General features: G+C 61.4%; 27 protein-coding genes. 14 read left to right on the forward strand and 13 right to left on the reverse strand.

Annotation, left to right across the window (positions count from 1 at the left end; translation table 11 throughout):
- The first annotated feature begins 281 nt into the window (after positions 1-281).
- Both FHE74_RS02180 and msrB read left to right on the forward strand, forming a co-directional pair.
- Positions 282-1,499, forward strand: a complete 1,218-nt coding sequence (locus tag FHE74_RS02180; protein WP_246049155.1) for a glycosyltransferase family 87 protein — start codon at positions 282-284, stop codon at positions 1,497-1,499.
- Complete coding sequence (gene msrB, locus FHE74_RS02185; protein ID WP_139464794.1) at positions 1,492-1,902, forward strand: peptide-methionine (R)-S-oxide reductase MsrB; 411 nt, start codon at positions 1,492-1,494, stop codon at positions 1,900-1,902. Before FHE74_RS02180 ends, msrB begins: the two co-directional genes overlap by 8 nt.
- Positions 1,903-1,908: 6 nt before the next feature.
- Here msrB and hemQ read toward each other — a convergent pair whose 3' ends face one another.
- Positions 1,909-2,610 (reverse strand): hydrogen peroxide-dependent heme synthase, encoded by a 702-nt coding sequence (gene hemQ / locus FHE74_RS02190; RefSeq protein WP_139464795.1) that lies wholly within the window; start codon positions 2,608-2,610, stop codon positions 1,909-1,911.
- 134 nt (positions 2,611-2,744) lie between these two features.
- Here hemQ and FHE74_RS02195 point away from each other — a divergent pair, with 134 nt between their 5' ends.
- Both FHE74_RS02195 and FHE74_RS02200 read left to right on the forward strand, forming a co-directional pair.
- The gene (locus FHE74_RS02195; RefSeq protein ID WP_246049156.1) at positions 2,745-3,368 is read left to right on the forward strand and encodes a DUF3000 domain-containing protein; all 624 of its coding nucleotides are present in this window, start codon (positions 2,745-2,747) and stop codon (positions 3,366-3,368) included.
- Positions 3,369-4,556, forward strand: coding sequence for an HRDC domain-containing protein (locus FHE74_RS02200; RefSeq protein WP_139464797.1), 1,188 nt, complete (start codon positions 3,369-3,371; stop codon positions 4,554-4,556).
- Here FHE74_RS02200 and dxs read toward each other — a convergent pair.
- From dxs to dut, 4 genes are all read right to left on the reverse strand, one after another.
- On the reverse strand, positions 4,553-6,421 hold the full coding sequence (gene dxs / locus FHE74_RS02205) for a 1-deoxy-D-xylulose-5-phosphate synthase (RefSeq protein WP_139464798.1): 1,869 nt from the start codon (positions 6,419-6,421) through the stop codon (positions 4,553-4,555). The genes FHE74_RS02200 and dxs overlap by 4 nt on opposite strands.
- Before the next feature lie 95 nt (positions 6,422-6,516).
- The gene (locus tag FHE74_RS02210; protein ID WP_281279382.1) at positions 6,517-7,728 is read right to left on the reverse strand and encodes a class I SAM-dependent RNA methyltransferase; all 1,212 of its coding nucleotides are present in this window, start codon (positions 7,726-7,728) and stop codon (positions 6,517-6,519) included.
- Entirely contained in the window at positions 7,729-8,502 is a 774-nt protein-coding gene (locus FHE74_RS02215) for a DUF3710 domain-containing protein (protein WP_139464799.1), read from the reverse strand.
- 107 nt (positions 8,503-8,609) lie between these two features.
- Positions 8,610-9,092: a dUTP diphosphatase gene (gene dut, locus FHE74_RS02220; RefSeq protein ID WP_246049157.1), complete on the reverse strand. Its 483-nt coding sequence runs from the start codon at positions 9,090-9,092 to the stop codon at positions 8,610-8,612.
- A 62-nt stretch (positions 9,093-9,154) separates the two neighbouring features.
- On the opposite strand from dut, the gene FHE74_RS02225 reads away from it, so the two are divergent.
- Positions 9,155-9,670 carry a DUF3093 domain-containing protein gene (locus FHE74_RS02225; RefSeq protein ID WP_246049158.1) on the forward strand — a complete coding sequence of 172 codons (516 nt, stop codon included), beginning with the start codon at positions 9,155-9,157 and terminating at the stop codon, positions 9,668-9,670.
- A gap of 10 nt (positions 9,671-9,680) precedes the next feature.
- Here FHE74_RS02225 and FHE74_RS02230 read toward each other — a convergent pair whose 3' ends face one another.
- Positions 9,681-9,971: a DUF4193 domain-containing protein gene (locus FHE74_RS02230; RefSeq protein WP_139464801.1), complete on the reverse strand. Its 291-nt coding sequence runs from the start codon at positions 9,969-9,971 to the stop codon at positions 9,681-9,683.
- Between the two features lie 198 nt (positions 9,972-10,169).
- Complete coding sequence (locus tag FHE74_RS02235) at positions 10,170-11,021, reverse strand: inositol monophosphatase family protein (protein ID WP_139464802.1); 852 nt, start codon at positions 11,019-11,021, stop codon at positions 10,170-10,172.
- A 36-nt stretch (positions 11,022-11,057) separates the two neighbouring features.
- Between FHE74_RS02235 and ppgK the strand changes: the two genes are divergently transcribed.
- Positions 11,058-11,810: a polyphosphate--glucose phosphotransferase gene (gene ppgK / locus FHE74_RS02240; protein WP_139464803.1), complete on the forward strand. Its 753-nt coding sequence runs from the start codon at positions 11,058-11,060 to the stop codon at positions 11,808-11,810.
- Positions 11,811-12,184: 374 nt separating this feature from the next.
- Positions 12,185-13,810, forward strand: coding sequence for an RNA polymerase sigma factor (locus FHE74_RS02245; RefSeq protein ID WP_139465128.1), 1,626 nt, complete (start codon positions 12,185-12,187; stop codon positions 13,808-13,810).
- Between the two features lie 82 nt (positions 13,811-13,892).
- On the opposite strand, the gene FHE74_RS10610 is transcribed toward FHE74_RS02245, so the two are convergent.
- The gene (locus FHE74_RS10610; protein ID WP_180339655.1) at positions 13,893-14,033 is read right to left on the reverse strand and encodes a hypothetical protein; all 141 of its coding nucleotides are present in this window, start codon (positions 14,031-14,033) and stop codon (positions 13,893-13,895) included.
- Positions 14,034-14,344: 311 nt separating this feature from the next.
- Here FHE74_RS10610 and FHE74_RS02250 point away from each other — a divergent pair, with 311 nt between their 5' ends.
- Positions 14,345-15,637: an alpha/beta hydrolase gene (locus tag FHE74_RS02250; protein ID WP_180339656.1), complete on the forward strand. Its 1,293-nt coding sequence runs from the start codon at positions 14,345-14,347 to the stop codon at positions 15,635-15,637.
- A gap of 96 nt (positions 15,638-15,733) precedes the next feature.
- Here the strand turns inward: FHE74_RS02250 and FHE74_RS02255 are convergent, their stop codons facing one another.
- Genes FHE74_RS02255 through FHE74_RS02270 form a run of 4 tightly spaced genes read right to left on the reverse strand, consistent with a single transcriptional unit; the run spans position 15,734 to position 19,534 of the window.
- Positions 15,734-16,924: a DUF418 domain-containing protein gene (locus tag FHE74_RS02255; protein WP_139464805.1), complete on the reverse strand. Its 1,191-nt coding sequence runs from the start codon at positions 16,922-16,924 to the stop codon at positions 15,734-15,736.
- A 3-nt stretch (positions 16,925-16,927) separates the two neighbouring features.
- Entirely contained in the window at positions 16,928-17,479 is a 552-nt protein-coding gene (locus tag FHE74_RS02260; protein ID WP_139464806.1) for a hypothetical protein, read from the reverse strand.
- A gap of 49 nt (positions 17,480-17,528) precedes the next feature.
- The gene (locus FHE74_RS02265) at positions 17,529-19,280 is read right to left on the reverse strand and encodes a DEAD/DEAH box helicase (RefSeq protein WP_139464807.1); all 1,752 of its coding nucleotides are present in this window, start codon (positions 19,278-19,280) and stop codon (positions 17,529-17,531) included.
- Entirely contained in the window at positions 19,277-19,534 is a 258-nt protein-coding gene (locus tag FHE74_RS02270) for a DUF3039 domain-containing protein (protein WP_139464808.1), read from the reverse strand. The genes FHE74_RS02265 and FHE74_RS02270 overlap by 4 nt, the downstream gene beginning before the upstream one ends.
- A gap of 51 nt (positions 19,535-19,585) precedes the next feature.
- On the opposite strand from FHE74_RS02270, the gene FHE74_RS02275 reads away from it, so the two are divergent.
- The 6 genes from FHE74_RS02275 to galE all read left to right on the forward strand — a co-directional run bounded on the left by FHE74_RS02275 (position 19,586) and on the right by galE (position 24,811).
- On the forward strand, positions 19,586-20,002 hold the full coding sequence (locus FHE74_RS02275) for a DUF3099 domain-containing protein (RefSeq protein ID WP_139464809.1): 417 nt from the start codon (positions 19,586-19,588) through the stop codon (positions 20,000-20,002).
- On the forward strand, positions 19,999-21,471 hold the full coding sequence (locus FHE74_RS02280; protein WP_139464810.1) for a DUF7782 domain-containing protein: 1,473 nt from the start codon (positions 19,999-20,001) through the stop codon (positions 21,469-21,471). The genes FHE74_RS02275 and FHE74_RS02280 overlap by 4 nt, the downstream gene beginning before the upstream one ends.
- On the forward strand, positions 21,472-21,903 hold the full coding sequence (gene dtd, locus FHE74_RS02285) for a D-aminoacyl-tRNA deacylase (RefSeq protein ID WP_139464811.1): 432 nt from the start codon (positions 21,472-21,474) through the stop codon (positions 21,901-21,903). It begins immediately after the preceding gene.
- A gap of 133 nt (positions 21,904-22,036) precedes the next feature.
- Positions 22,037-23,032: a sigma-70 family RNA polymerase sigma factor gene (locus FHE74_RS02290; RefSeq protein ID WP_139464812.1), complete on the forward strand. Its 996-nt coding sequence runs from the start codon at positions 22,037-22,039 to the stop codon at positions 23,030-23,032.
- A 122-nt stretch (positions 23,033-23,154) separates the two neighbouring features.
- Positions 23,155-23,838, forward strand: a complete 684-nt coding sequence (locus tag FHE74_RS02295; protein WP_139464813.1) for an iron-dependent transcriptional repressor DtxR — start codon at positions 23,155-23,157, stop codon at positions 23,836-23,838.
- A 10-nt stretch (positions 23,839-23,848) separates the two neighbouring features.
- Entirely contained in the window at positions 23,849-24,811 is a 963-nt protein-coding gene (gene galE, locus FHE74_RS02300) for a UDP-glucose 4-epimerase GalE (protein ID WP_139464814.1), read from the forward strand.
- On the opposite strand, the gene FHE74_RS02305 is transcribed toward galE, so the two are convergent.
- Positions 24,812-25,999: a DUF4192 domain-containing protein gene (locus FHE74_RS02305; protein ID WP_180339657.1), complete on the reverse strand. Its 1,188-nt coding sequence runs from the start codon at positions 25,997-25,999 to the stop codon at positions 24,812-24,814.

Genomic DNA, 25,999 nt, shown 5'->3' on the forward strand with positions numbered 1-25,999 from the left:
CCGGTTGCTGCTGGGCCTGCTGAGCAGGTGGGTATCAATCTTGTGGGGGTGCAGTGACTCCAAACAGGTTGACATCCACCGTCCTGTCATCATTTGCACTTCCGAGAAGCTTCGCGCCCCGCCAAACCACGCGCCCCGCCAAACCACGCGCTCCCGCCAAACCACGCGCCCCCGCCAAACCACGCTCCCACCAAACCACGCTCCCACCAAACCACGACCGCCCCGCACAATCGGCCAGGCCTCGCCGCCAACCCACTTACCTGCCACTAGCCTGTTCAAGGGTGAGCACTCCCCTTCTAACGAGTTCCCCAGCAGCTTCGAGCATCAGCCGGGTAGTCAGAGTCGGCGCATGGCCCCTGGCAGTGACCCTCGTCATCCACGCCATTGCCGTCTTGGCCGTCGAGGGCTCCCCTACCGACGACTTCACTACCGTCTACTCCGCGATCAGGCGCTTCCTTGACGGAGTCCCTGTGTACAACGAGGTCTACCATCACGTTGACCCGCATTACCTGTACAACCCCGGCGCCACGCTGCTGCTCGCACCTCTGGGAATGATCACCAACTTCACTCTGGCACGCGGGTTGTTCATCCTCGCGAATGCTGCCGGGATTATTGCCAGCCTTGCTATTCTCACTCGCCTCGTCGGTCACAAGCTCAGCGGGGCGCTCTTCCCGCTTTCGATCGTTGTCGCCTTCTGCACCGAGGCAGTGCGCAGCACCCTGGTGTTTTCCAACATCAATGGGCTCTTGCTCCTCGCACTCGTTGGCTTCTACTGGCTGTGGCTTAGCAACCGTCGAGGAGCGGCCGGACTCGTTCTCGGGCTCGCCATCGTAATCAAGCCGATGTTCGCCCCCGTGGCTGTCATCCCGATTGTGCAGCGCTGCTGGAAGACACCCCTCATGGCCGCCCTCGTTCCTGCTGTTCTCAACCTCGTTGCCTGGCCGATCATCCCCGGAGCACAGGGGTACCTCACCGAGGTCGCGCCCTACCTGAAGATCACGCGCGATTATGCCAACGTGTCGCTTCCTGGGTTGACCACCTACTTCGCCACTCCCCCTGTGGTTTTTTGGTCCCTCGCCGTGGTCGTCGCGGTCAGTGTCATCCTTGGCGGGTTGGCGCTTCTGCGCTTGATGCGTATCGACGACTTCACCTGGCTAGTCACCACCACAACCCTGGTGCTCACCGGCGTGTATCTCCTGTCCTCCCTGGGACAGCAGTATTACTCGCTAATGCTCATTCCAGCCTTGTTCACCGCGCTTCGCCCGTCCAGCGCCTTCCACACCACTCCGGCGTGGCTCGCCGCAGTCATGTTCCTGGCACCGCTGGACTGGGCAACTCATGAGTGGCCGACGCTGGGGCGCTGGTTCACGCTTTTCCTGCCCACCATGGGTTGGCTCATGCTCGTGGTGACGATCGCTGCCTGGGCAATCAGCCGCCCAAAAGCAAGCGATAAACTACATCCACCCCACACGGACAAGAAAGTGATTGCCCATGACTGATTTCAAACTGATCCCGGATGCGCAGTGGCGCGAGCGCTTGACGCCGGAGGAGTACCACGTGCTCCGGGAAGCTGGAACCGAGCCGCCTGGGGTGGGCGAATACACCAACACCACCACCGAAGGTGTGTATTGCTGCCGCGCCTGCGGAACCGAACTATTCCGCTCCACGGAGAAGTTCGAGTCTCACTGCGGATGGCCGTCATTCTTCTCCCCCGCCGATTCTGACAAAGTGATCGAACGCGAGGACCGCTCACTCGGCATGGTGCGCACAGAGGTCATCTGCGCGAATTGCGAGTCCCACCTGGGGCATGTCTTCGCCGGCGAGGGTTATCAGACCCCCACCGACCTGCGCTACTGCATCAACTCGATCAGTTTGCGTCTCGACGAGCGCCCGGTGGACTAATCCCTCTTAAGGAAGGACCGCGATGAGTTCGCGGATGCCTGCCACGCGCCGTCCGCTAAAGAACGGCGTCTCCTCGCGCACGTGCAAGCGAGCCTCCGTGTAGCGCATCTTGTGCATGAGATCGACGATGCGGTGCAGCTCGGGTGCCTCGAAGGCGAGCATCCACTCGTAGTCGCCCAGTGAGAACGCCGGCACCGTGTTGGCGCGCACATCCGGGAAAGCCCGGGCGTTCTGGCCGTGCTCGGCCAGGATGCGGCGGCGATCCGTTGGCTCGAGCAGGTACCAGTCGTAAGAGCGGATGAACGGGTAAACGGTGATCCAGTCGCCCGGTTCCTCTCCCATGATGAAGCTGGGCAGGTGCGACTTGTTGAACTCAGCCGGGCGGTGCAGGCCGTTGCCAATCCAGGCGATCTCCAGGCACTGCCCCAGCACGGTGTCTCGTCGCAAGCGGGCAAGCGCGTCCTGGATTTGCTCGAACTCCTCGGCGTGCCACCAGATCATAATGTCGGCTTCCGCGCGGATGCCCGAGATGTCGTAGATGCCACGGACGGTCACCTGGCCGGCTTCCTCCAGCTCGGAGAAGAATGCTTCGGCTTGCGCGATGATCTGTTCGCGCTCGCTACCAAGGGCTCCCGGGATAGCCCGGAAGGTCACCCACTGGGTGTAGCGCTGCACCGCATTGAGTTTCTCGTAATCAAGTTTGGCCATGGAGCCCACGGTCCTTTCGCATCAACCGATCTAACAACGCATCCATCATAAGTTGTAGATGCGGTTTACGGGAACGCCGGGTGTCCGGCGCGCCTCCACCGTGAATCTGCCACCTGAAAGTAGCCTTGGCGCCCGTGAGCAACTCCGATTCTTCTCAGGTGCGCGCCGTTTCTTCCGCCGACGATCAGAACGGCACCCCGCCCGCGTTTACTCGTGCTGTTGAAGCGATGCACGAGGCCTCACTCCGGGCTGAACTGACCCTGGGAACGATTCGTCCGCCCCAGCGCCTCGCCCCGTTCTCCCATGCGGTTGGACTCGAGGTCCACGCAGTTGATGAGGATTTGGGCCAAATCCCGGAGGATTCTCAAGGCGATGCCTTCGGCCGCTTGATCCTGCTGCACGACCCGGGTGCCGACGACGCCTGGGACGGACCTATGCGCCTTGTCGCCTACATCCAGGCCGACATGGACGATGAGGTTGCCGGAGATCCCTTGCTGCCCGACGTCGCGTGGCAGTGGCTCAACGAGGGATTGCACGAGTGTGGCGCGCGCTTTACCAACCTCGGAGGCACAGTAACGTCCACCGCCTCCGTGCGCTTCGGGGAAATCGGGGGCCCGCCACGCGCCCACCAGCTGGAAATGCGCGCCAGCTGGACGGCGGAAGATGTCGAGCTGGCGGCCCACGTGGAGGCGTTCTCCCATGTGCTGGCCAACGTCGCGGGCCTGCCGCCGGTGGGTGTGACGGAGCTCGGCCGCTAGATGTTCCCGCGCCCTGGGCACTTCCAGCTGGTAAATACCCCGGCGGGCTTCGAGGAGGCCGCAGGTCTACTGGCCCAAGGATCAGGTCCTATTGCGGTAGACACCGAGCGTGCCTCCGGCTACCGCTATGACGACCGCGCGTTCCTTGTGCAGGTACATCGGCGCGGTGCCGGGGTTTTTCTCTTCGATCCGGAAGGTCAACGCCAAGACTTTCGCTCAATCCTCGGCCCAGTTCTTAGCGGCCAGTGCTGGGTTGTGCACGCTGCTGCCTCTGATCTCCCGTGCCTGGCCAGCCTCGGGCTGCGCCCAGGCACACTGGTAGACACAGAGCTGGGCGGTCGCCTGCTGGGTATGCCCAAGGTCAATCTCGCCGCGATGCACGAGGAGCTGCTGGGCATCCATCTGGCCAAAGGGCATGGTGCCGAGGACTGGTCTCGCCGGCCGCTGCCGCCCAGCTGGCTCGACTACGCAGCCGATGATGTGGCGTACTTGCTCGATGTGGCGGAGGTGCTCGTCGAAAAGCTCGATCTCGACGGCAAGCTCGACATCTTTGCGCAGGAGTGCGCGCACATCCTCGCCCAGCACGCCCACCCGCTTCAGCCCCCGACCTTCGGTCAGCTTAAGGGGGTGCATCGGGTGCGAGACCCGCGTCAGCTGGGTACGGCACGCGCGCTTTTCGACGCCCGGGACAACCTGGCAAGAAAGAACGACCTATCACCCCAGAGGATCCTGAAGAGTAAGGATCTGATCGAGATAGCGCTCAGTGAGAGACAGCGCCGGCACGTATTTCCGCGATACGTGAAGCCGCGCTATCGCGCCGCGCTTCAGAAGGCTTTGCGCGAGCCTGTCGTACCCGGGCAGGAAACGTCCCTGCCGCCCAAAAACAGCGACTGTCCGTCGAAGTCGAGCTGGCCGGCTGTAGACCCGCATTCCTGGGATGTTCTGACAGCCGTGCGCGATCAGCTCAGTGATTTGGCTGATAGTGTGCGCATCCCCGTGGAAAACCTCATTCAGCCGGCTATCCTCCGTGAGGCTGTCTGGGAGTGCGCGGGGCCGGCGGGGGCCTGGCCTGTGACCGTTAACAGGATCCGAGTGATCCTGGAAAGAGCTGGAGCACGCGCCTGGCAGATCGATGCGGTGGCCGGAATTATTTTTGCCTGCCTCCGGGAGGCTGAAACCGCGCTCTAGAGCACTCCGCGGATAGTCGAGGTCAAGCCCGCAGTATCGAGGCCTACTTCTGCCAGCAGCTCATTGCGGGAGGCGTGCTTGGGGAAGATATGCGGGAATGCCGCGCGAGTGACCGGGGTGGTGATGCCGCGCAGATCCAGTTCCTCGGACACCGCGGAGCCGATGCCGCCGCGAACGAGTCCGTCTTCCACCACGATGACACGGTCCGCCGAGCGTGCAAGCTCCACGATGGAGTCACGGATTGGGAATACCCAGCGCGGATCGACCACTGTCAGCTCCGCATCGGTATCAGCGACAGCTTGCGCTGCCTCCACCGCGTTCTGCGCCAGCGAACCGGTAGCTATCACCAGGACCTTTGTACCTTCGCCTGGCTGCTCGAAGAGGACATCCACACCGTCTTCGGTACGGCGTAGCGCCGGCACCGTGGCTCCCACGGATCCCTTGGGATAGCGCACCACGCTCGGCCCGGTCTCGATGGCAACCGCCTCGTGGAACAGCTCCACCAGGGTGTCCCCATCGCGCGGGGCCGCGATGTGAATCCCCGGAACGATCGAGGAAATAGCCATATCCCAGACGCCATTGTGGCTGGCTCCATCCGAGCCAGTAACTCCGGAACGATCCAGCATCAAAGTGACGGGCAAGTTGAGCAGGCCCACGTCCATGAGCAACTGGTCAAAGGCTCGGTTGAGGAAGGTCGAGTAGAGAGCCACGACGGGGTGCACGCCGGTCATCGCCAGGCCGGCCGCCGACGTGAGGGCGTGGGCCTCGGCGATTCCTACGTCGTAGAAGCGCTCCGGGAAGGCATCGGCAAAGTCCTGCAGTCCGGTAGGTCCGGCCATCGCAGCAGTGATGGCCACAACGTCGTCACGCTGATGCCCAAGTGCGACCATCTCGTCGGCAAAGATGTCCGTCCACCCACGTGAGGCTTGCTTGGTGGGTTCTCCGGTCAGCGGATCGATCGCCCCGGTCGAGTGCATTTGGTCGGCCACGTGGTTGACTGCCGGAGCGAACCCGTGCCCCTTTTCCGTGACCGCGTGCACGATGATCGGCCCGTCGAAGTCACGGGCATACACCAGTGCCTTTTCCAAGGCTTTAATGTCGTGCCCGTTGACCGGGCCCACGTACTTCAAGCCCAGATCCGAGAACATCTCGGTGGGCAGCACCTGCGACTTCACGCCCTCCTTGACGGCCGCGAGCGCCTCAAAGGTGCGCGCACCGACCCAGCCCAGCTGCTTGAGGCGCTTCTTGCCCGACTCCATGAGCTCGTCGTAACCGTGCTGCATGCGAATCGACGCCAAGTTGGCGGCCATACCGCCAATGGTCGGGGAATAGCTGCGGCCGTTGTCGTTGACCACAATCACCACATTGCGCTCTCCCCCAGCAATGTTGTTCAGTGCCTCCCAGCACATGCCACCAGTCAGGGCACCATCGCCCACCACGGCTACCGCATTGCGATCCCCCTGGCCCGCCAGGTCCATCCCCTTGGCCAGGCCATCCGCATAGGACAGCGCCGCGGAGGCGTGGGAGGACTCGGTCCAGTCGTGCTCAGATTCCCCACGGTCGGTGTAGCCCGACAGTCCCCCGCGCTGGCGCAAGGTATCAAACTGGCCTGCTCGCCCAGTCAAAATCTTGTGCACATACGACTGGTGGGAGGTATCAAACACGATGGGATCGTGCGGGGAATCAAAAACCCGGTGCAGCGCCATGGTCAGTTCGACCACGCCCAGGTTGGGCCCAAGGTGCCCGCCGGTGACGGCCACCTTGTGCACCAGAAAATCCCTAATTTCCTGTGCCAGGTCCTCGAGGCGGTCAGAAGGAAGGGCCTTGAGGTCCTTCGGTGAGCCAATCGAGTCCAGGATCGACATTCTCCATTCCTTCCGCGCTCAAACCACTCAGTGTTGTGTGAATCTAAAAATAAGCTTCTCGCAATGCTACCTTTCAGCATTGCGAGCCCGGCAATCTACCGCTCGAAAACGGAGATGACCTCGAAGTGGTGGGTGCCCGGAAAGGCGTCGATAAGCACCATTTCCGTGCAGGAGTACCCCGCCTCGAGCCAGTAACCCAGATCTCGGGAGAACGTGGCCGGATCGCACCCGATATGGACCACGCGTCTGGGCTGTGCAGCCGCAACATCAGAAATGACCTTGTGGCCAGCTCCCGTGCGTGGTGGGTCGAGGACGACCACATCAGGGGCAGGCAGCTGGGCAATCGCACCATCCACCCGCGAGTTGAGGTGCCGCACGTTCAGCCCCTCGAGCGCCGGCTGGGCGGTATCCGCGGCATCGGAGTAGTCCACGGAAACGACCTGCTCGCAGAACTTGGCGAGTACCGGAGCGAACAGACCCACCCCGCCGTAGAGGTCCCAGGCTGTGGCTCCCTGGATGCCGTCGAGTGCTTGTTCGATGACCCGGCAGTATTCCGCAGGCGCTGCGACATGAGCTTGCCAGAAGGCCGTCGGCGGGAAGCGGAACTCAAGCTCCCCCACCTTTTCGGTGACTTCACCCGGCCCTTCCAGGGTGGTGGTCACCGTTTCCACCCGGCGACCTCGCGAGGCCTTGGCGGTTTGGGCAAGGTGGCGGCGCCCCTGGCTGTCTCGCACCGCGACGAGCTCGGCACCCGGTGCAAAGGAGCCACTAGTCGCGTCAACGACACCATCCAGCACACCATCTGCGACCTGAGAGCAGGGCTGACCGGCGACAATGTCACGCGAACCCCGCCGGCGGAAACCAGCACGCCCCTGGGCGTCCACACCAAGGCGGACCCGCGTGCGCCATCCCTGAGTGGGCTGCAACGTCCGCGATTCAACCTGCGGCAATGAGTCCGGAGAGGCCACCCGCGAAAGCTGACCGAGCAGGATGTCTTTCTTGATCTCCAGCTCGGCGTCTTCACGCAGGTGGTGAAAGTCGCAGCACCCTGCCCCGGCATCGGCAGCAGCGCATCGGGACGGTCCACGCAGCTGCGAGGGCTTGACGACGCCCACACTCTGCCCACGCAGGAACTTCTTTTTCACTTGGGTAAGCGTGACGTCCACGGTGTCGCCAGGAAAGGCGTCGGCGACAAAGACCACGCGGCCATCGTCTGCGTGGCCAATGCCCTCTCCCCCGTGTGCCATCCGGGTGATCTCACACGTAATCCGATCGCCCACGCTCAGGGCCACAACATCAGTGGACACTTACTTGTCCTCGGTCTGCTGATTGCGCTGCGCACCAGGATTGCCCACCTGACGCAAGGCCTCGGCGGCCTCGTCCAGCGCCTGCTCGTCATACTGGCGCTGTGCTTGGGCTTCGTTCTGGCGCTGCTGCATGGCCTGCTGCACCTGAGCAACCAACGGGGCCGGCAAAGCGACCGGAAGCGAGGTGCCAGCCAGCATCGGGTCGGTACCTCGGTAAACAAAGGTGCAGGCCATGAGCTTGCGGGCCGTCTCCGCCAGCTGATCGGCCTTCTCGGCCGGGGAGGCCAGGGTAAAGCGCAGCATCCACCGGGATCCGTCGGCGCCGAGTACCCGCATGACATTGCCACCGGCTTCGCCCACGATCTCCTTGCCAAAGGGACCATCGACAAACTCAGCGGCCAGGCCATCGCGATTCATTCCCTCGCAGATCTCCTCGCTTGCCTCCTCCCACTGGCCTCCAGCGGTGGGTGCCGCGAAGGCTACCGGCGTGATGCGGCCTGACTCAGTGACGATGTGCAGCATGCGCGGGCCCTGCTCGCCCATCTCCACCTGAACCTGGCTTCCCTTGGGCAGGGGAAGCTTCATTGACCCCAGGTTCAGCACACCGGTAGAGAACTCGGAGAAGTCGAACTCCTCGATATTGAATTCTGCGCCGTCGAATGGGCCAGAAACCGGCTCATCCCCTACAGGCTGCTCGGGCTGATCAACGGGAAGTTCTTCCGCGGGCTGAACCGGCGCGTCCTGGTTCTTCTTGCCGAATGGCCACATGGGCATGTTTCCACTCACCCTTTCTTAAAAAATGCTTTGCGGGCGTATCAAAGGTCCACTGTACGCACCTGGGTGCGCAGTGCTGGTGTATGCGGCTGATCTATGCAGCTCGCCTACGCACGCGCGTCGGTTCCGGTCGAACCGTGCCCGGCGGCACCGCGAGCTGTTTCGTCGAGCTCGTCGACGACGATGAAGTCACACAGTTCCACCCGCTGCACAACGAGCTGGGCGATGCGCGAGCCGCGCGGTAGACGGATGGTCTCCTGCGGGTCCAAGTTGATGAGGTTGACTTTCAGCTCACCTCGGTAGCCAGCATCAATTGTCCCCGGGGCGTTGACCATGCTCAGTCCATGCTTGTGCGCCAGGCCGGAGCGCGGGTGCACCAGCCCCACCGTGCCGACCGGCAGCGCCACGGCGATTCCGGTCCCCACCAAGGCGCGTTCCCCAGGAGCCAGGATGACGTCTTCGGTGCAGGAGAGATCCACTCCGGCGTCGTCCGGGTGCGAGCGAGTGGGAATAATGGCGTCGGGGATCAGGCGCTTGACCTTGACATCGCCGACAGGAGCTAGGGAGGAAGATACGTTGGGCTTGATCACACGCCTTAGACTATCCAAGGGGGTTCGGGTCTACATCTTTGGATGGACTAGAGTCACCAGACGTGAGTAATAGCCAGAAGGGAACCGAAGTCCTCTTTCGCGAGCGCCAGTGGGTGCCCGCTTATTGGTGGTTGCTAGCCGCGGGCCTGGTAGCGCTGACGACCGCGCAATTGGCGCTCAACCGTTCCATCTGGTGGATGATCATTCCGGCCATCGTGCTCGGCGCCCTTGCTGTGTGGGTTCTGCTCTGGTGGTCCTCCACCATAGTGCGCGTGGAACGTGACCCTGACGGATCTCGCTGGCTCATCGTCGGCCAGGCAACGCTGCCAGCGGACGCTGTTGCCCGGTCTTTGGCAGTCCCCGAGTCTGCCAAGCGAAACGCCATGGGCCGGCAGCTCGACCCGGCGGCCTTTGTGGCCTCCCACGGTTGGATCCCGGAGATGGTGATGATCGTCCTCGACGACCCGGAGGACCCCACCCCGTACTGGCTGGTATCTACGCGACAGCCAGAGAAGCTACTGGAGGCCTTTGTGCCCGATCAGGCTGAGAAGGCGGTATCCCACCTTCCCCGGGTGTGATTCTTCGGATCTATGCGCAGTCGAGGCAGATGGGCTGACCGCCCTCTTCGTGGGACATGCGCTTTTGCTTCTGCACTAGGAAGCAGCTGGAGCAGGTGAACTCGTCTTGCTGGCGGGGAACGACGGTGACGTTGAGTTCCTCGTTCGTCAGGTCAACGCTCGGCGGCTCGAAAGCTTCGACGATCTCTCCGTCGTCGTCCATACCGTTCGACGGGCTCTCGGCAGCCTTGAGTCCCTCGAGGGAATCGGTCTCAATGTCGTCTTCCGCGCGGCGGCGGGGAGCGTCGTAGTCGGTAGCCATGTGCGTTGTCCTCAGGGTGATGCGTTGACGGGTGGGTAACGAGTAACCGTTGTGCGGATGTAAGCGCTTACCCGTTGTAGACAGCTATCCCGGGGCTGCACCTGGCACAATGCGGTGAACGAGGCGCATCCTAAACGATATACATGTGCCGTGTCCACATTCTCCCAGACATTTAACATTTTGCCTGGTCAATACCCATTAGGAGCGAATGTTACCCAGGCTTCCCGTCCGATCCAACAGCTCAGCCACGTCGTCGAAAACTTCTGGGGCAGCGGCCAACACAACCGCCCCTTCACTGCCGGGCACAGAGAGGGCTGGAGTCCGAACTCGCGCACCCGCTTCCTCAGCGATCAGCGCTCCGGCAGCGTAATCCCAGCAGTTGATGCCGTGCTCGTAATAAGCATCTACTCGTCCCGCTGCCACGTGACATAGATCGAGCGCGGCTGATCCCAGGCGCCGTATATCGCGCACTCGTGGTAGGAGCTGAGCCACCAGCTCGCCCTGCACGGCGCGTCGACGAGCGTCGTAAGCAAATCCAGTAGCAAGCAAGGTCTGCTCCAGATCCGTGATGCCGTTGACCTCTAATCTGCGACACTGCTCCCCCGCTTTCAGCACCGCGCCGTGACCGCGAGCGGCAGAATAAAGCTCGCCGTTCGTCACATTGATCACCGCTCCGGCGACAACCCGACCGTCGATAGCCGCTGCGAGAGATACCGCGAACATGGGGATGCCATAGATAAAGTTGACCGTTCCATCGATCGGGTCGACGATCCACGTCACCGATGATCGCCCGTGCTGGCCAGAGCCTTCCTCCCCGATGATTCCATCCTCTGGACGCAGCTGTGCCAAACGCTGCGCGATGAAGTCCTCGGCTGCCGTGTCCACGATCGTGACCGGATCAACCGGGCTGGACTTCGTCATAGCGAACTGGCTGATAGCGGCCTGCTCGAGCAATTCTGCCCGGCGATTGCGGATGAGTTCCGCGGCCTCGCTGACAATTGCTTCCGCCAGCTTCTGCAGTTCCACGTTGTCGTGAGCATGAGGTGTCATAGCTCCCATTGTGCCTGCCCGGTAGGATGAGTCACCATGAGCACGCACGCACTGGGCATCGATGTAGGCGGTTCCGGAATCAAGGGCGCCGTGGTTGATCTACAAACCGGAGAATTTTCCACGGAGCGCCACAAGATTAAGACTCCCAAGAAGTCCACGCCTGAGGCTGTGGCGGAGGTCATCAAGGAGATCGTCGAGCATTTCGACTACCAGGGCGAAATCGGTGTCACCCTGCCTGCGGTCATTCAAGATCAGGTGGCACGCAGCGCTGCGAACATCGATAAGGAATGGATCGGGACCAACGTGAACGAGCTGTTGGCTCGGCATCTTCCGGACCCCACTATCGCGGTTCTCAATGATGCCGACGCAGCTGGCCTCGCTGAGGTCGAGTTTGGCCTCCCGGAGGCCCGCACCGGTACGACGCTCTTTCTCACATTCGGCACCGGTATTGGTTCTGCTTTGCTTATCGACGGCACTTTGGTACCCAATACCGAACTCGGACATCTCATCGTCGAGGGCGAAGAGGCAGAGAAGATCGCATCCTCTGCAGCCAAAGATCGAGAAGAGCTCAGTTATAAAAAGTGGTCCAAGCGCGTCACCACGGTGCTGCAAGAGTATGAACGCCTCATCAACCCAACTCAGTTTGTGGTCGGTGGCGGGATCTCGCGTGAGCACGAAAAGTGGGTGCCCCGCCTGGAGGTAGACACGCCTGTGTTGCCGGCTCAGCTGCTCAACCGAGCAGGAATTGTGGGCGCAGCCCTGGCCGCAGCCGGTCGCGTGACCCCCTGACGCCGCCGGCAAAATTGGAATCGCGTTATAATCGCGCGATAGCCGTACAAAACGACAATGTGCCGGCCGATAGAATAGATTCGGCTAGCCATCGTTGTAACACCCGGCCAGCGTCTACGCGTCTGGCTATACAGGTACGATCCGCACTTTAAGCGTTGAGCGAAAGGTCTTACGTGGCAGCCACTGAATCTTCTGACGAAGCAACCTTGGGCACTCCCAACGACGCGCCCGAATCTGCACCCGTGAAGAAGACGGCCAAGAAGGCCGCCAAGAAGTCTGCCCGAAAGGCAACCCGCAAGGCCACACCTGCCGCAACTGCTGAAACAACGCCTGCTGCAGATGTAGAGAGCACCCCAGAGACCACTGAAGCTCCCGTGAAGAAGACGGCCAAGAAGGCGGCAAAGAAGACTGCCCGTAAGGTCACCCGCAAGGCCGCTCCGGCTGCTGCTCAGGAGGCTCCGGCAGAAGTTTCTTCTGAGGAGAGCGCGGAGGCTCCCGCCAAGAAGGCAACGAAGAAGACCGCCAAGAAGGCGGCAAAGAAGACCGCCCGTAAGGCCACCCGCAAGGCCGCTCCGGCTGCCGCTCAGGAGGCTCCGGCCGAGGATTCTTCCGAAGAGAGCGCAGAGGCTCCCGCCAAGAAGACAACGAAGAAGACCGCCAAGAAGGCTGCGAAAAAGACCACGCGAAAGTCTGCTGCCAAGAAAACCACCAAGAAGGCCTCCAAAAAGGCAGAAGCAGCAGTAGAGGAAGACGAAACCACCCAGGTTGCGGCCGATGCCGCCGACAAGGACGATCTCACTGATAACCAGTCTGACGATGTAGATCTTGATGCTTCGGAGGACGACGACGTCTTCGACGACGACCTCGATAACGACCTCATGGACATCGACGAGGACGACGATCTCGACGTCGATGACGACGAGTCTGACCTCGACGTTGACGAGGATGAGGACGAAGACGACGAGGAGAGCGAGGACGAAGAGGACGAGTCCGGCTCCTCGGTCTGGGACGAGGACGAGTCCGCAGCCCTACGGCAGGCTCGTAAGGACGCCCAACTCACCGCCTCTGCTGACTCTGTGCGGGCTTACCTGAAGCAGATCGGCAAGGTTGCCCTGCTCAATGCCGAGGAAGAGGTCTCCTTGGCTAAGCGCATCGAGGCGGGCTTGTACGCCCAGCACCGACTCGATGAGATGGCGCGTGCCCTGGACGCCGGGGACAAGGACGCCAAGCTCTCCCCTGCTTTCAAGCGTGACCTGAAGAACGTTTCGCGCGACGGACGCAAGGCTAAGAACCACCTCATGGAGGCAAACCTCCGTCTGGTGGTCTCGCTGGCCAAGCGCTACACAGGTCGCGGTATGGCTTTCCTTGACCTCATTCAGGAAGGCAACCTGGGCTTGATTCGCGCCGTGGAGAAGTTCGACTACTCCAAGGGCTACAAGTTCTCCACGTATGCGACCTGGTGGATCCGTCAGGCGATTACCCGCGCAATGGCTGATCAGGCCCGCACCATTCGTATTCCTGTGCACATGGTGGAGGTCATCAACAAGCTTGGCCGCATTCAGCGCGAGCTACTCCAGGATCTGGGTCGTGAGCCCACTCCGCAGGAGCTGGCCAAGGAGATGGACATCACCGAGGAAAAGGTCCTCGAGATCCAGCAGTACGCGCGTGAGCCCATCTCCCTTGACCAGACGATCGGTGATGAAGGAGACAGCCAGCTCGGTGATTTCATTGAGGACTCGGAGGCCGTCGTGGCCGTCGACGCGGTGTCCTTCACCCTGTTGCAGGATCAGCTGCAGGATGTGCTGACTACCCTTTCCGAGCGTGAGGCCGGAGTCGTTCGCCTTCGCTTCGGCCTGACCGATGGAATGCCGCGTACTTTAGACGAGATTGGTCAGGTTTACGGCGTGACCCGAGAGCGCATCCGCCAGATCGAGTCCAAGACGATGTCTAAGCTGCGGCACCCGTCTCGTTCTCAGGTTCTGCGCGACTACCTGGACTAGTCGGTCGCTTATACGACGAAAGTCGGTCCCCACCTCCGATTGGACTGTGGCACGGACCGACTTTTCTCGTTTTCGCCCCTCTTTAGAGCAGACCGGAAGACATCAGCCCCAGTGCGTACACAGGCGAAAGAACCTGGTGGATCGGCCCAGCGATGTTGGTGATGGCAATGATGATCGGATCCCAAATCTGCGGGTCGAAAGAATTAGCGAGGGAGGATTGCATAGTAGACGTCTTCTCCTTGGTTGAGTCGGCAATCTGCTCGCACACTGGAGGCGATCTCACCGGGGAGTGGCGACGCCTATGTGTGCACGAATTGTTGGGATCTTACCCGAACCAGCATCATTCTTCCTAGTCACGCCTTGCCGATCTGAGGGCATGAAACACTATTGCTGAACGGGACGATCCATTAGGTAAAGTTCATAGCAATCGGTGAGATCGCTTACGGCTACGTGGAGCACTCACTTTGCTCTCGTCGCATTCCAGCTTCCTCAATAGAGTTGGAATGTGTTTTCTATAGTCTGATGAGGTTCTGTATGTCTATTCGCTCACGCAGGTCTACCAGTGCCAAGGTTGGCGCTGCAGCATCGGCGGCAACTCTCTTGCTTTCGCTGACCACTGTTCCTGCTTTCGCCGTCGACAATTCAGTGGATAACGAGGTAAGCCCCACCCCGGCCGATCCGGTCGAGGGCGCCGTTGCTCCTGGAGAGAAGGTCGACGCACAACAGAGCCTTGCGCAAATGAGCAGTGAGGCGCTAACCACCCTCCTGCAAACCAACAGCTGGACGCAGTCCAGCGCCCCGACCGGTGGCCCGCAGATGGATCCGGCAGACCGCCCGAAGGCTCAGCCAGCCAAGGTCAAGGTCGGCGAGATGGCACCCGGATATGAGGAGCAGCTCGCATACTTCCAGCATCACGTGGCTGACCATGACAACGTGGTAAACGCCTGGGCGTACTCTCCATCCATGGACGCTGTCGTGCCCTTCCTCATTATTCGCCCCAAGGACCCGGCGAAGCGCGATAACGCCCCGACCCTGTACGCCCTCAATGGTTTGGATGCTGGTGACGGTTGGTTTGCCAATACCAACGCCATCGATTTCTACAGCGACAAGGGCATCAACGTCGTCATGCCGTTGACCGGTGCGTTCTCTTACTACGCCGACTGGATTAAGAGCGACCAGAACACTGACGAGCAGAACAAGCGACAGTGGGAAACTTTCTTGACCCGCGAGCTTCCCGGCCCGCTGGAGTCCGAGCTGAAGGCTAACGGCAAGCGCGCGATCATGGGTGTTTCCATGTCCGCTACCTCGGTCCTCAACGCTGCTCAGCACAACCCTGGCCTGTACAACGGCGTCGCCTCTATCTCGGGCTGTGCTTCGACCAGCTCCACGATCGGCAAGCTCGCCGTGGATCAGGTTCTCAGTCGTGCCGAGGACGGTTCGAAGTACGTCAACATGTTCGGTGATCCCACCGGTGAATACGCCCGCTACAACGATCCGATGAAGAACCCAGAAAAGTTCACGCCACAGCACCAGGGTGAAGACTTCAAGCTGTTCCTCTCTGCCCCGAGTGGTCTGGCTGGTGCGGAGTCCCTGACCACTACCAACCCGATGTTCCCCGGCAACAAGGAAGCAGCAGAGAACTTCGTCATCGCCGGTGGACTCATCGACTTCCCCGCAAACCTCTGCACCCACGCCTTCGATCTACGCCTGAAGTCCGCGGGTGCTAATCCGGAGACGAAGTACTACCCCACCGGTACCCACCAGTGGGGTGTGTTCTCCCGGGCAGTGGAAGACTCCTGGCCGACGCTGCAGGCTGCACTCTTCTAAAGCCTTGCCCGCCTAAACAGGACAGGTAATGCCCCGGTTCGCTAAGCGATGCCGGGGCATTGTTTGTGTTTGGTTTTTTAGCTGTTGGAGCTCAGGCTAGGCAGCGATCCGCCCGTAGCTCAAACGGCGATGGAGCTTCTCAAAGGGGCCCGGCTTACCTGCCGCTTCTAACAGCGCCGCGCAGACGAGAGTCACTACCCACACCGCAGCGGCAAAGCAGAACTTCATCGCAGCGCCTTGCTCATGCAGCAGGTTGAGCGTAAAGCTCTGGGTCAAAGTAAGGAACAGAACAGATTGGGCAAGGTAACCCGACATCGACCGCTTGCCCAAAGCAATAACTGCGCGCAGCGGCCAGGAGAAAGTCGCCCCATCTTCTGCACGCTGTTGTAGACCTTGGCACGCTAGGAGCACTCCCGCGGCGATACCGGGCCCGGTCAAGTAGCCAAAGGCCTGGTTGAACCCCTCGAAGAGGCCCACAGCTTGTGGCATAACACCAATCGCCCCCAGGCCCAGCGGCAGACCGACAAGAAGAATTACGGCAATGGTCAGGGCGACCAGAAGCCGCAACGTCTTGGCATACTTGGCGACGTCGCGATGCACGCCGAGTCGAGCTGCCACAAAACCCAGAATCATTAACGGCAGAAGGCTCCACATCGCCGAGAACGCAGTAAAGGGTGAGAGCAGTGCAGTGGCCAGCCCGGTACCCAGGTATCCCAGGTAGGTCTGCGAGGAGGTCATCTCCATGCTCAGAATCTCGTTCATGCCGTCAAACTTCAAAGAAAGCAATGCTAGGACACCCCACCACAGGATGTTGACCGCGTAGAGGATCGCGGCGATCACTAGCAGAGTCTTGTTCTTGAGTTTGAGCATCGCTATGAGCACGAGGGCAAGCAATCCGTAGACCAGCATGATGTCGCCATAAAAGAAGAAGATGCAGTGCACCGCTCCGAAGGCGGCCAGCCAGCCGTACCTACGCCACAGCATCGAACGGGCCGTTTCGTAAGACGATCCCTTGCGCCACTGGCTCATGGTGATTAGACCGATGCCAAAACCCAGCAGCGTGGTGAACATCGGCAAACCGCGCACGTGGGCAAACATCGCAGAAAGCACCACGAAGATCTTGTCCACCACGCTGCCATCGACCACTCCGCCGTAGGCGATAGCAGGCATATCGACGCTGGTGTTCCAACCGGTGGACACGTTGGCCCAGGCGATTCCCAATAAAGCAAGACCCCGGGCTACGTCGGGAGCGACGATCCGGGGGCCTGATGTGTTAGGCGAGGTCATGCGTTACGTGGTCTGATTTTCCATCGTGTTGGTCACGCACTGTTCGATCGCTGCGGAATCCTGCAGGCTCATGCAGTCCATGATTCCGGGGATGGACAGCACAGCGCCGAAGAGCGCGTAGAGAAGCGCGGAAGCGACCAGGGTAAGCACCGAGAACACGATGCCGGTAATGGCCATGCCCTTACGCTTGTATCCCTCGGTGTAGTTCTTGGCCTTGACCAAGGCAACAATACCGAGGATGAGGCCGATCAGGCCCAGGAGCGGGCTGATGCCGATCAGACCGATGAATAGGAGCATCAGAACAAATCCGACCAGGCCAAGGATCAGGGCGGCCAGAGCCAGCCCATTCTTGCGCACCGGCACATCACCGGTGAACTGCGGCGTGCCGTAGTCCGGGGTGGTGTATCCGGCGTAACCGGGCTCGCCCTGCGGAGCTGGGGTGCCCGCGCCAGGGTAAGACGATACGGGGTTGGCAGCGGCCGGCTCGGAGTTGGAGGCTCCGAAGTCCTTGTTGCCGTCGAATGGGTTAAGACCACCGTTGTTTGGCGTACTCATGGGTTATTCAGCCCCTTGTGTCAGGTTTTTGGCACGTACCTGGACGAGGCTACCAGCTTCGCAAGTATGCGATCCGGTCTCGCAGCTGTTCAGCGGAACACAAGGCAGTGGGCGGGCCTCCGCAGGCCTTGCGTGCTTCCGTATGCACAGCACCGTGAGGCCGTCCAGTCCGGCCCGCCACAACGGACACAATCGTGTTCAATTCCTTGCGCAAACGAGGAATCTCCTCGCTGGCCACTTCATCCGAAGTACTCGTCGACTTCGACGCGGGCTTGATGCCGTAGATCTCTTGCCGCTTGGCCTCCGCGGCCTCTTTCTCCTTACGGGCCCGCTCCTGCTCCTCCCGGGCGTCGAGCTGAGCCTCCTGACGCTTGCGCAGCAAGGCCTTCACCTGGTCGGCGTCAAGCAACCCAGGCAATCCCAAATAGTCCTGCTCCTCGGTGGATCCGGCCAGCGTTCCCGTGCCATATGTCGAGCCGTCGTAGATGAGGGAATCCAATTCCGCAATAGCGCCAATGGACTCGTAGCTCGACGGCTCATCGGGTTCGTTCTGCGTTTTGTTGGCATCGGCCAGCAGGTCGTCGTCCCACCCCTCCTTGGGGCGATCAGGCTTACCCAGAATGTGGTCGCGCTGCTTCTCCAAGTTCTCTGCAAGTCCAAGAAGGACCGGCACGGAGGGCAAGAACACACTGGCGGTTTCGCCAGGCATCCGCGAGCGCACAAATCGCCCGATTGCCTGGGCAAAAAACAGCGGAGTCGAGGCCGAGGTGGCATACACACCCACGGCCAGGCGGGGAACGTCCACGCCCTCGGAGACCATGCGCACCGCCACCATCCACTCGTCCGTGGAATCGGAGAACTGCTTAATGCGCTCGGAGGAACCGGGCTCGTCGGAAAGCACCACCGCCACGGGAGTGGAGCTGAGCTTTTCTAGGTGTTTGGCGTATGCGCGGGCGGTCTTGGTGTCAGAGGCAATGACCAGGCCGCCGGCATCGGGCATGTTGCGCCGCACCTGCTCAAGGCGGGTATGCGCTCCCTGCAACACGGCGGGAATCCACTCACCCTTGGGGTCGAGCGCAGTCTTCCAGGCACGCGCGGTCTGCTCGGCATTGAGAGGCTCACCCAATCGCGCTTCATACTCGTCGCCGGCACTGTCTCGCCAACGCGCTTGACCCGAGTAGGCCAGGAATACCACCGGGCGCACCACGCCGTCGCGAAGCGCCTCCGAATACCCGTAGGTGTAGTCGGAGCGAGAGACCTGATGCCCCTCCCCATCTTCCTCATAGCGCACGAACGGGATCGGAGAATCGTCGGAGCGGAAGGGCGTACCCGTCAGCGCCAGGCGGTGGCGCACATCGTCATAAGCCTCGCGGACTCCGTCACCCCAGCTCTTGGCATCGCCGGCGTGGTGGATCTCATCCAGAATCACCAGCGTGCGACGCGCAGAGGCAACCGCCCGATGTTTGAACGGGTGCATGCCTACCTGGGCGTAGGTCACCACCACGCCGTCGTACGCCGGGTTCACCGCAGACGAGTTGGTGAAGTGGGGGTCCAAAGACATGCCAAAGCGAGCCCCGGCCGCCTCGGACCACTGAACCTTCAGGTGCTCAGTGGGCACGACGACGATGACCCGCTCGACGCTGCGATCGTCGAGAAGCGTGCGCGCCAGCGTGAGCGCAAACGTAGTCTTACCGGCTCCGGGCGTTGCCACCGCCATGAAGTCCCTGGGGCGATGGTCCAAAAACGACGTGAGTGCTTCCTGCTGCCAGGCTCGCAGGTTCGGGCGCGTCGTGGGGCTCACCGCTTGCGCAGGCCCTTGTAGATCCGTTCGCAGTCAGGGCACACCGGCGAACCGGGCTTTGCCGACTTGGTCACCGGGAAGGTCTCACCGCACAGGGCTACGACCATTCGGCCATTGACGGCAGAGTCCACGATCTTGTCCTTTTTGACGTAGTGGAAGAACTTCGGCTCATCACCTCCGGTCGATGACCTGGTGTCTTCCTCCAAATCAGGGCGTTCAATGGTTTGCGTCGTCGTGCTACTCACGCCCTCCATCATGCCCCAGGCCGGTTGCCGTTGCGGGCGGTGGGGTTACGCTTAGACCCCATGAGTGGGCATCAGCAGGACAGACGGCGGCTGCGGTCGTGGCGCCGGTGGCTGCTCAAGCCCGAGTTGATCACCAGTGCCCGTCGCACGCCCTATCAGAATCGACGCCGGCGAGAGGTCATTTACGCCTCCATCCAGCTCGCGCGCATTCCGTTTCTCATCCTGACCTTCGTGTCGCTTCTGGTGTGGCACAACTGGTGGCTCACCATGCTCTTTTTGATCATTTCAGTGCCACTGCCCGGCATCGCGGTCGTGCTGGCCAATGAGAAGGGACAGAAGAGAACCAAGCAGCAGCGCAACGTGTACAAGCCTGCCCTAGCTCGGAAAATGCAGCTCGAGGCCGAGCGCGCCGCCGCCCTGAATGCAACCGCCCCGAAGCCCCTGACCATCGATCACGAGGAACCCGAACAGCCATGACTGACCTGAAGAGTTCAGCCCGCCAGATTGTCCAGCGCTTCCGCGACGCCGGCCTGACCGTCGATGGCTTACATGAGCACCTCGGCCCGGCAGCCACCGCGGCCCTCTATCGGGGCGAGCCGGCAGCTGTTCGTCGCGTTCTTGGAACATCCGTGATCGACGATCTCATCCGCGCATTCATCCTCCGTGACCCCGTCGACCCGGCCCAGCTGGCAGGCGTGGAGACGCAGGCGGTTGACGGTGGGGTGCGTTCGCTTATCGACGTCCGCCCCTACCACCTGGCGGGAACCGACCTGTGGATCCTTTCCGATGCCGATGCGTCCATGACCGAGCACGTGCCCGGTTCAGACCACGTGCTTGGGGTGGGCGCGGCCAGCTTGACCCTGCTGCAGTCTGTTCCACCTGGGCAGGTGAACTCCACCCTGGACTTGGGATGTGGCTCCGGCGTGCTGTCGCTGGCCCTGGCACAGACCTCCGATTCCGTCACTGCGACAGACATTCACCCGCGCGCCCTGGACTTTGCCCGGGCCAACGCACACGCCAACGACATCGACATCGACGTTCGCGCCGGCTCCTGGTTTGACCCCGTGGCCGGGCAGCGCTTCGACCGAATCGTGTCCAACCCGCCCTTCGTGGTGGGTCCGGACTCCGTGGAGCTGGTCTACCGTGATTCCGGGCTGGGACTCGATGGCGCGAGCCAGCTGATGGTCTCTCAAGCACCGGGATATCTGACAGAGAACGGCAGCGCGCACCTCGTCGCTGCATGGGTACACCACGAGGGTCAGTCCTGGCAGCAGCGCGTTGCCTCCTGGCTGCCAGAACGCGGAGTTTGTGCGTGGGTGCTCCAGCGCGATGTGGTGGACCCGGAGACATACGTGAGTACCTGGCTACGTGATGAGTCCCTCGACCCGCGGTCGGCTGCTGGCCAGGAAAAGATGACGCGTTGGCTCGACTACTTCGCTGAGCATGAGGTCACCGCCATCGGCGTGGGGTTCGTGGCCATCCAGAACATTGGCGATGCCCCCAGCGAGATCACGGCCGAGGAACTGACACAGGGATTGTCTGCTGACCTTGGCCCTGAGGTGGCCGAATACTTTGCGCGTGCCGAGTGGTTGCGCACCCGTAGCGCCGTAGACATCGCGCAGTCCCAATTTGCGGTTCGCCCCGGTCTCGCCCGGGAGGAGGTCAGCGTTGCGAATGAGGATGCCGGGGTCGGCTTTGCACCCGCCGCTCTGCGACTGACGCGCACCGACGGTCCTCGGTTTAGCCACGAAGTAGACGAAGCCTTGGCAGCAATCGTGGCTGGATTGCACCCTCAGGGCCTGAGCTTGGTGGACATTGTGGAGCTATACGCACTGTCCCACGACCTTGATGGCGACGCCTTGCTGGATGACGCCGTGGTGGCCATCGTCGATCTGATACGTCACGGTCTAGTCATTCCGACCCAACTATGTGAGGAGAACGAGTAGATGAAGGCTGTATTGACCCGAGTAGCCCACGCAGAGGTGACCGTCGAAGGCGAAGTGGTCGGCTCTATCGACGATGGGGTGCTGGCGCTAATCGGCGTCGCCCGGGACGATGATTCTTCTGACGTCGCTGTCATGGAGCGGAAGATCGCGGAACTGCGGATCTTGGACGGTGAAGTTTCCTGCGCAGACGCTGACGCTCCTGTGCTGGCGGTGAGCCAATTCACGTTGCAGGGGCGAACCGCCAAAGGTAGACGACCCTCCTGGTCAGATGCCGCCCCGGGAGAGGCGGCGGAGCCACTTATCGCCGAGGTTGTTTCCCACCTGCGCGCACGCGGTCTGACCGTTGAAGAGGGCCGCTTCGGCGCGCACATGAAAGTCAGTTCCGTTAACGACGGCCCGTTTACTGTTCTTGTGGATACGCGGGGCCAATAGGCCAACTCTACCCCCGTAATGGGGTGCATTGCCAGAGCTTTCTCGGCATTTTCGACTAAGTGGGCTGCCGGCAGGAACTAAATCTGGCTTGATTACGTTGGGAGTTTACGACGCGCACAACCGAGGAGGCACCATGACCGAACTTGCCACCGACCATCTGGACGAAGACGGCCAGGAGGTCGACCCGGGTAGTCGCCGTAATCAAACGAATGACAACCCCGCCGCGGATCTCGTTCGCGTCTACCTCAACGGAATTGGCAAGACGGCTCTCCTCAATGCCGAGGAAGAGGTCGAACTCGCGCAACGGATCGAGGTCGGCCTGTACGCGCAGCACCTGCTTGACGACCCCAACGTCAAACTCACCCGCGCCAACAAGCGCGACTACAAGATCATCGCGCGCGACGGACGCAAGGCCCGCTCTCATCTACTCGAGGCCAACCTGCGCCTCGTTGTCTCCCTGGCCAAGCGCTACACCGGTCGCGGGATGCCGCTGCTGGACCTTATCCAGGAGGGCAACCTCGGTCTCATCCGCGCAATGGAGAAGTTCGACTACTCCAAGGGCTTCAAGTTCTCCACCTACGCCACCTGGTGGATCCGCCAAGCCATCACCCGCGGCATGGCAGACCAGTCGCGCACCATCCGCCTCCCTGTTCACCTCGTAGAGCAGGTGAACAAGCTCTCGCGCATCAAGCGTGAGATGTATCAGTCGCTGGGGCGCGAGGCCACCAACGAGGAACTCGCGGACGAGTCGGGTATCGAGGAGTCCAAGATCGAGATGCTCCTGCGCCAATCCCGCGACCCGGTGAGCTTGGACATGCCGGTCGGCGCCGACGAGGAGGCGCCACTCGGCGACTTCATCGAGGACGCCGAAGCCACTGACGCGGAGTCTGCCGTGGTGGCCACCATGCGTCACGAGGATATCCGCAGTGTTATCGGCTCCCTGGAGCAGCGCGAACAGGACGTCATCCGCCTGCGCTACGGGCTTGACGACGGCGTCCCGCGCACCCTGGACCAAATCGGTCGCCGCTTTGGTCTCTCACGCGAGCGCGTGCGCCAGATTGAGCGCGAAGTCATGGCCAAGCTGCGGGCTGGTGAACGCGCCGGGCGCCTTCGCGATTACTCCCTCTAGTGCTCACCCCCTGCGCCGCGCGGTAGTAAGCTTTGCCTTACTAGCATTCCCGTCCGCCATACTCGGCAGCTCGCGCGCCTCGCAGCTGCCGACGAGCTTCTAGAAAGGGCCGTCGCACCAGCATGAAAGATCTCGTCGATACCACCGAGATGTACCTGCGCACCATCTATGAGCTCGAAGAGGAAGGCGTTACTCCTTTGCGTGCCCGCATCGCGGAACGCCTTGAGCAGTCTGGTCCTACGGTTTCTCAAACGGTTGCTCGTATGGAGCGCGACGGACTCGTTAATGTCCAGTCCGATCGCAGCCTCGTGCTCACGCCGGAGGGCCGCCAACTAGCCACCAACGTGATGCGCAAGCACCGCCTTGCCGAGCGACTGCTCACCGACATTCTCGGACTGGACATCGACAAGGTCCACGAAGAAGCGTGTCGCTGGGAGCACGTCATGAGCGAAGAGGTGGAACGCCGCGTCGTCGCGGTGCTCAAGGATCCCAGCCGCTCCCCCTTTGGCAACCCGATCCCGGGACTGGACCAGCTCGGAACTTCGGTGTCTGCCGTAGACCACGCCGGCGTGCGTTTGTCCAACGTTGGCACCGGCAACGACATCGAGATGCGGATCCTGCAGATTAACGAGGTCGTGCAGATGGACCACCGTCAGTTCACTGCTTTGGATTCGGCAGGAATTGTTCCCGGCGCGACCGTTACTGCCACCATCGGGCCCGATGGCATCACTCTGCTAGCTCCTGGTAAGGAAGAAATCGAGGTTCCTGCAGACATCGCCCACGCAATCCGGGTAGAGCTGTCCTAATCTGGGGCGTATGAAGATCGTTGTTACCGGCGGCGCCGGATATGTAGGCAGTGTATGCGCAACCGTTCTTGTAGAGCAGGGGCACGACGTCGTTGTCATCGACAACTTCACTACCGGTAATCGAGATGCGGTTCCTGCCCAAGCCCAGCTGGTCGAGGGCTCGGTTGCAGACGTCATTGGCCAGGTCTTGGCGCAAGGCGATGTGGATGCGGTATTTCACTTCGCTGCCCGCTCCCTCGTTGGCGAGTCCATGGAAGTGCCGGAGGAATACTGGCGTGACAACCTCGGCCAGTCTCTCGCGCTGCTCGAAGCGATGCGCATTCATGGTGTGAAGAATCTGGTCTTTTCCTCCACCGCCGCAACCTATGGTGAGCCGGCTACGACCCCGATCACGGAGGACTTCCCCACTGCGCCGACTAACACGTACGGTGCCACCAAGCTGTCCATCGATTACGCGATCACCTCTTACTGCCAGGCACATGGCCTCGCAGCCACCAGCTTGCGGTACTTCAACGTGGCGGGTGCTTACGGTTCGGTGGGTGAGAACCGGAAGATCGAGACCCATTTGATCCCGTTGATCCTCCAGGTGGCTACCGGCAAGCGCGAGGACATCAAGATCTTCGGCGATGACTGGCCGACCCCAGATGGAACCGCCGTGCGCGACTACATTCACGTCCGTGATCTTGCCGACGCTCACGTCCTGGCGTGTGAGACCAACAAGCCGTCGGTTCACCGCATCTTCAACCTTGGCTCGGGAGACGGCTACTCGGTGTCTCAGGTTATTGAGATGTGCCGTGAGGTAACCGGGCATCCGATTCCGGCCGAGGTCGCACCCCGGCGCGCCGGAGACCCCGCGACCCTTATTGCTTCCTCGGACAAGGCGATGAACGAGCTGGGTTGGAAGCCTTCCCGCACAGATCTGCGCACCATTGTGGAGGACGCATGGGCCTTCACTTCTCAGCTGGATAACTAGCTAGGCGCTGAGGCTGTCGTCAGCCTGAATCCCTAGGCGGGCGCGCGCCTCGCGAGAGCCCATGTCAAAGCCGCGCAGCATGGGGTCATACGCTCCAAGGGTGCTGGCCTGCAGTATGAGCTGGCTCAAGGTGTGCCCCGGTGTTTCTTTCAGAGCTGCCATGATTGCCGGGCTTGCCGCCATGGGAAACCCTTGGGCAATGCGGGCAATGGCGTAGAGAGCTAGTGCGTCTGCCCGTACCGAGTCCTGCGCGGTACGGGCACCGGCGAGGAGCAGGCTCGCGTAGGCGGTGGGGTGCAACAAGATATCGGCCACGCATGAGTCTCTGCAGACGGTGATCTGCAGGGCAGCCAGGCATGCGGTGAGCGCATCGGGGGTCTGCAGATGATCCTCCACGGTTTTTCCTGGAAGAGCGACATGGCTTAAGGCGGTAACCAGGGCAGCAAGGTTGCCTTGGTTTTCTGCTTCCTTCGCGGTTGATTGGGCGTCGTCAAGCACATTTCTTCGCGCCTGGTCGCTCAGATATGGGTTGGGGTCGATGACTGCGGATAGGGCTGCGTCGCGGTCTACTTCCGGCAATTGCCCGGTGGCGATCCAAGGGTCCATGGCCGGGGATTCGGTCACGGTGGAGACGTGGTCGTGTTGCCATTGGGTGAGATCGAAGTCGGGACCAAGGTGGACGGCTACAACAGGTTCACCGCTTATGACTTCCTCCGTAGCCCAGAATCCCACCAAGTCGGAGCGATACATCTCCGCGACGTCGTCGACGAAGTGGATAAGGCGATCAAGATCGTCACGGTCAATGTCAGTGTCGGAGACACCGGTGCGGACCAGCTCGGGTCCCCCTTCGCTGATCAGGAAAGCGAGGAGCAGGTCGTGATCGCATAGGGGAAGATCTTCTGGTTCGAGGAAGAGAACATCCTCGGTATCGATGCGCACAATGGGACCCAGGCAATAGCGGTCGCTCGTTTCATGGTGAAAGGTCACCAACACCAGGGATTCATGGGGGTAGAACCCCAAGAGCGCTGGCAAGGCGGCGATGAGTTGTCCGGGTGATGTCATAGGCAGGACCGGGCGGGAGGCGTATGGGCGGCGGTAGAAGTGGCTCATGCCCGTTAGCTTGGCCGGCAGCGGGGTTCGCACGCAGGAAGCGATTGTGGAATTGTCTGCGACACTGAAGTTATCCAC

This window comes from Corynebacterium tapiri (genome assembly GCF_006334925.1).
Taxonomy (GTDB): domain Bacteria; phylum Actinomycetota; class Actinomycetes; order Mycobacteriales; family Mycobacteriaceae; genus Corynebacterium; species Corynebacterium tapiri.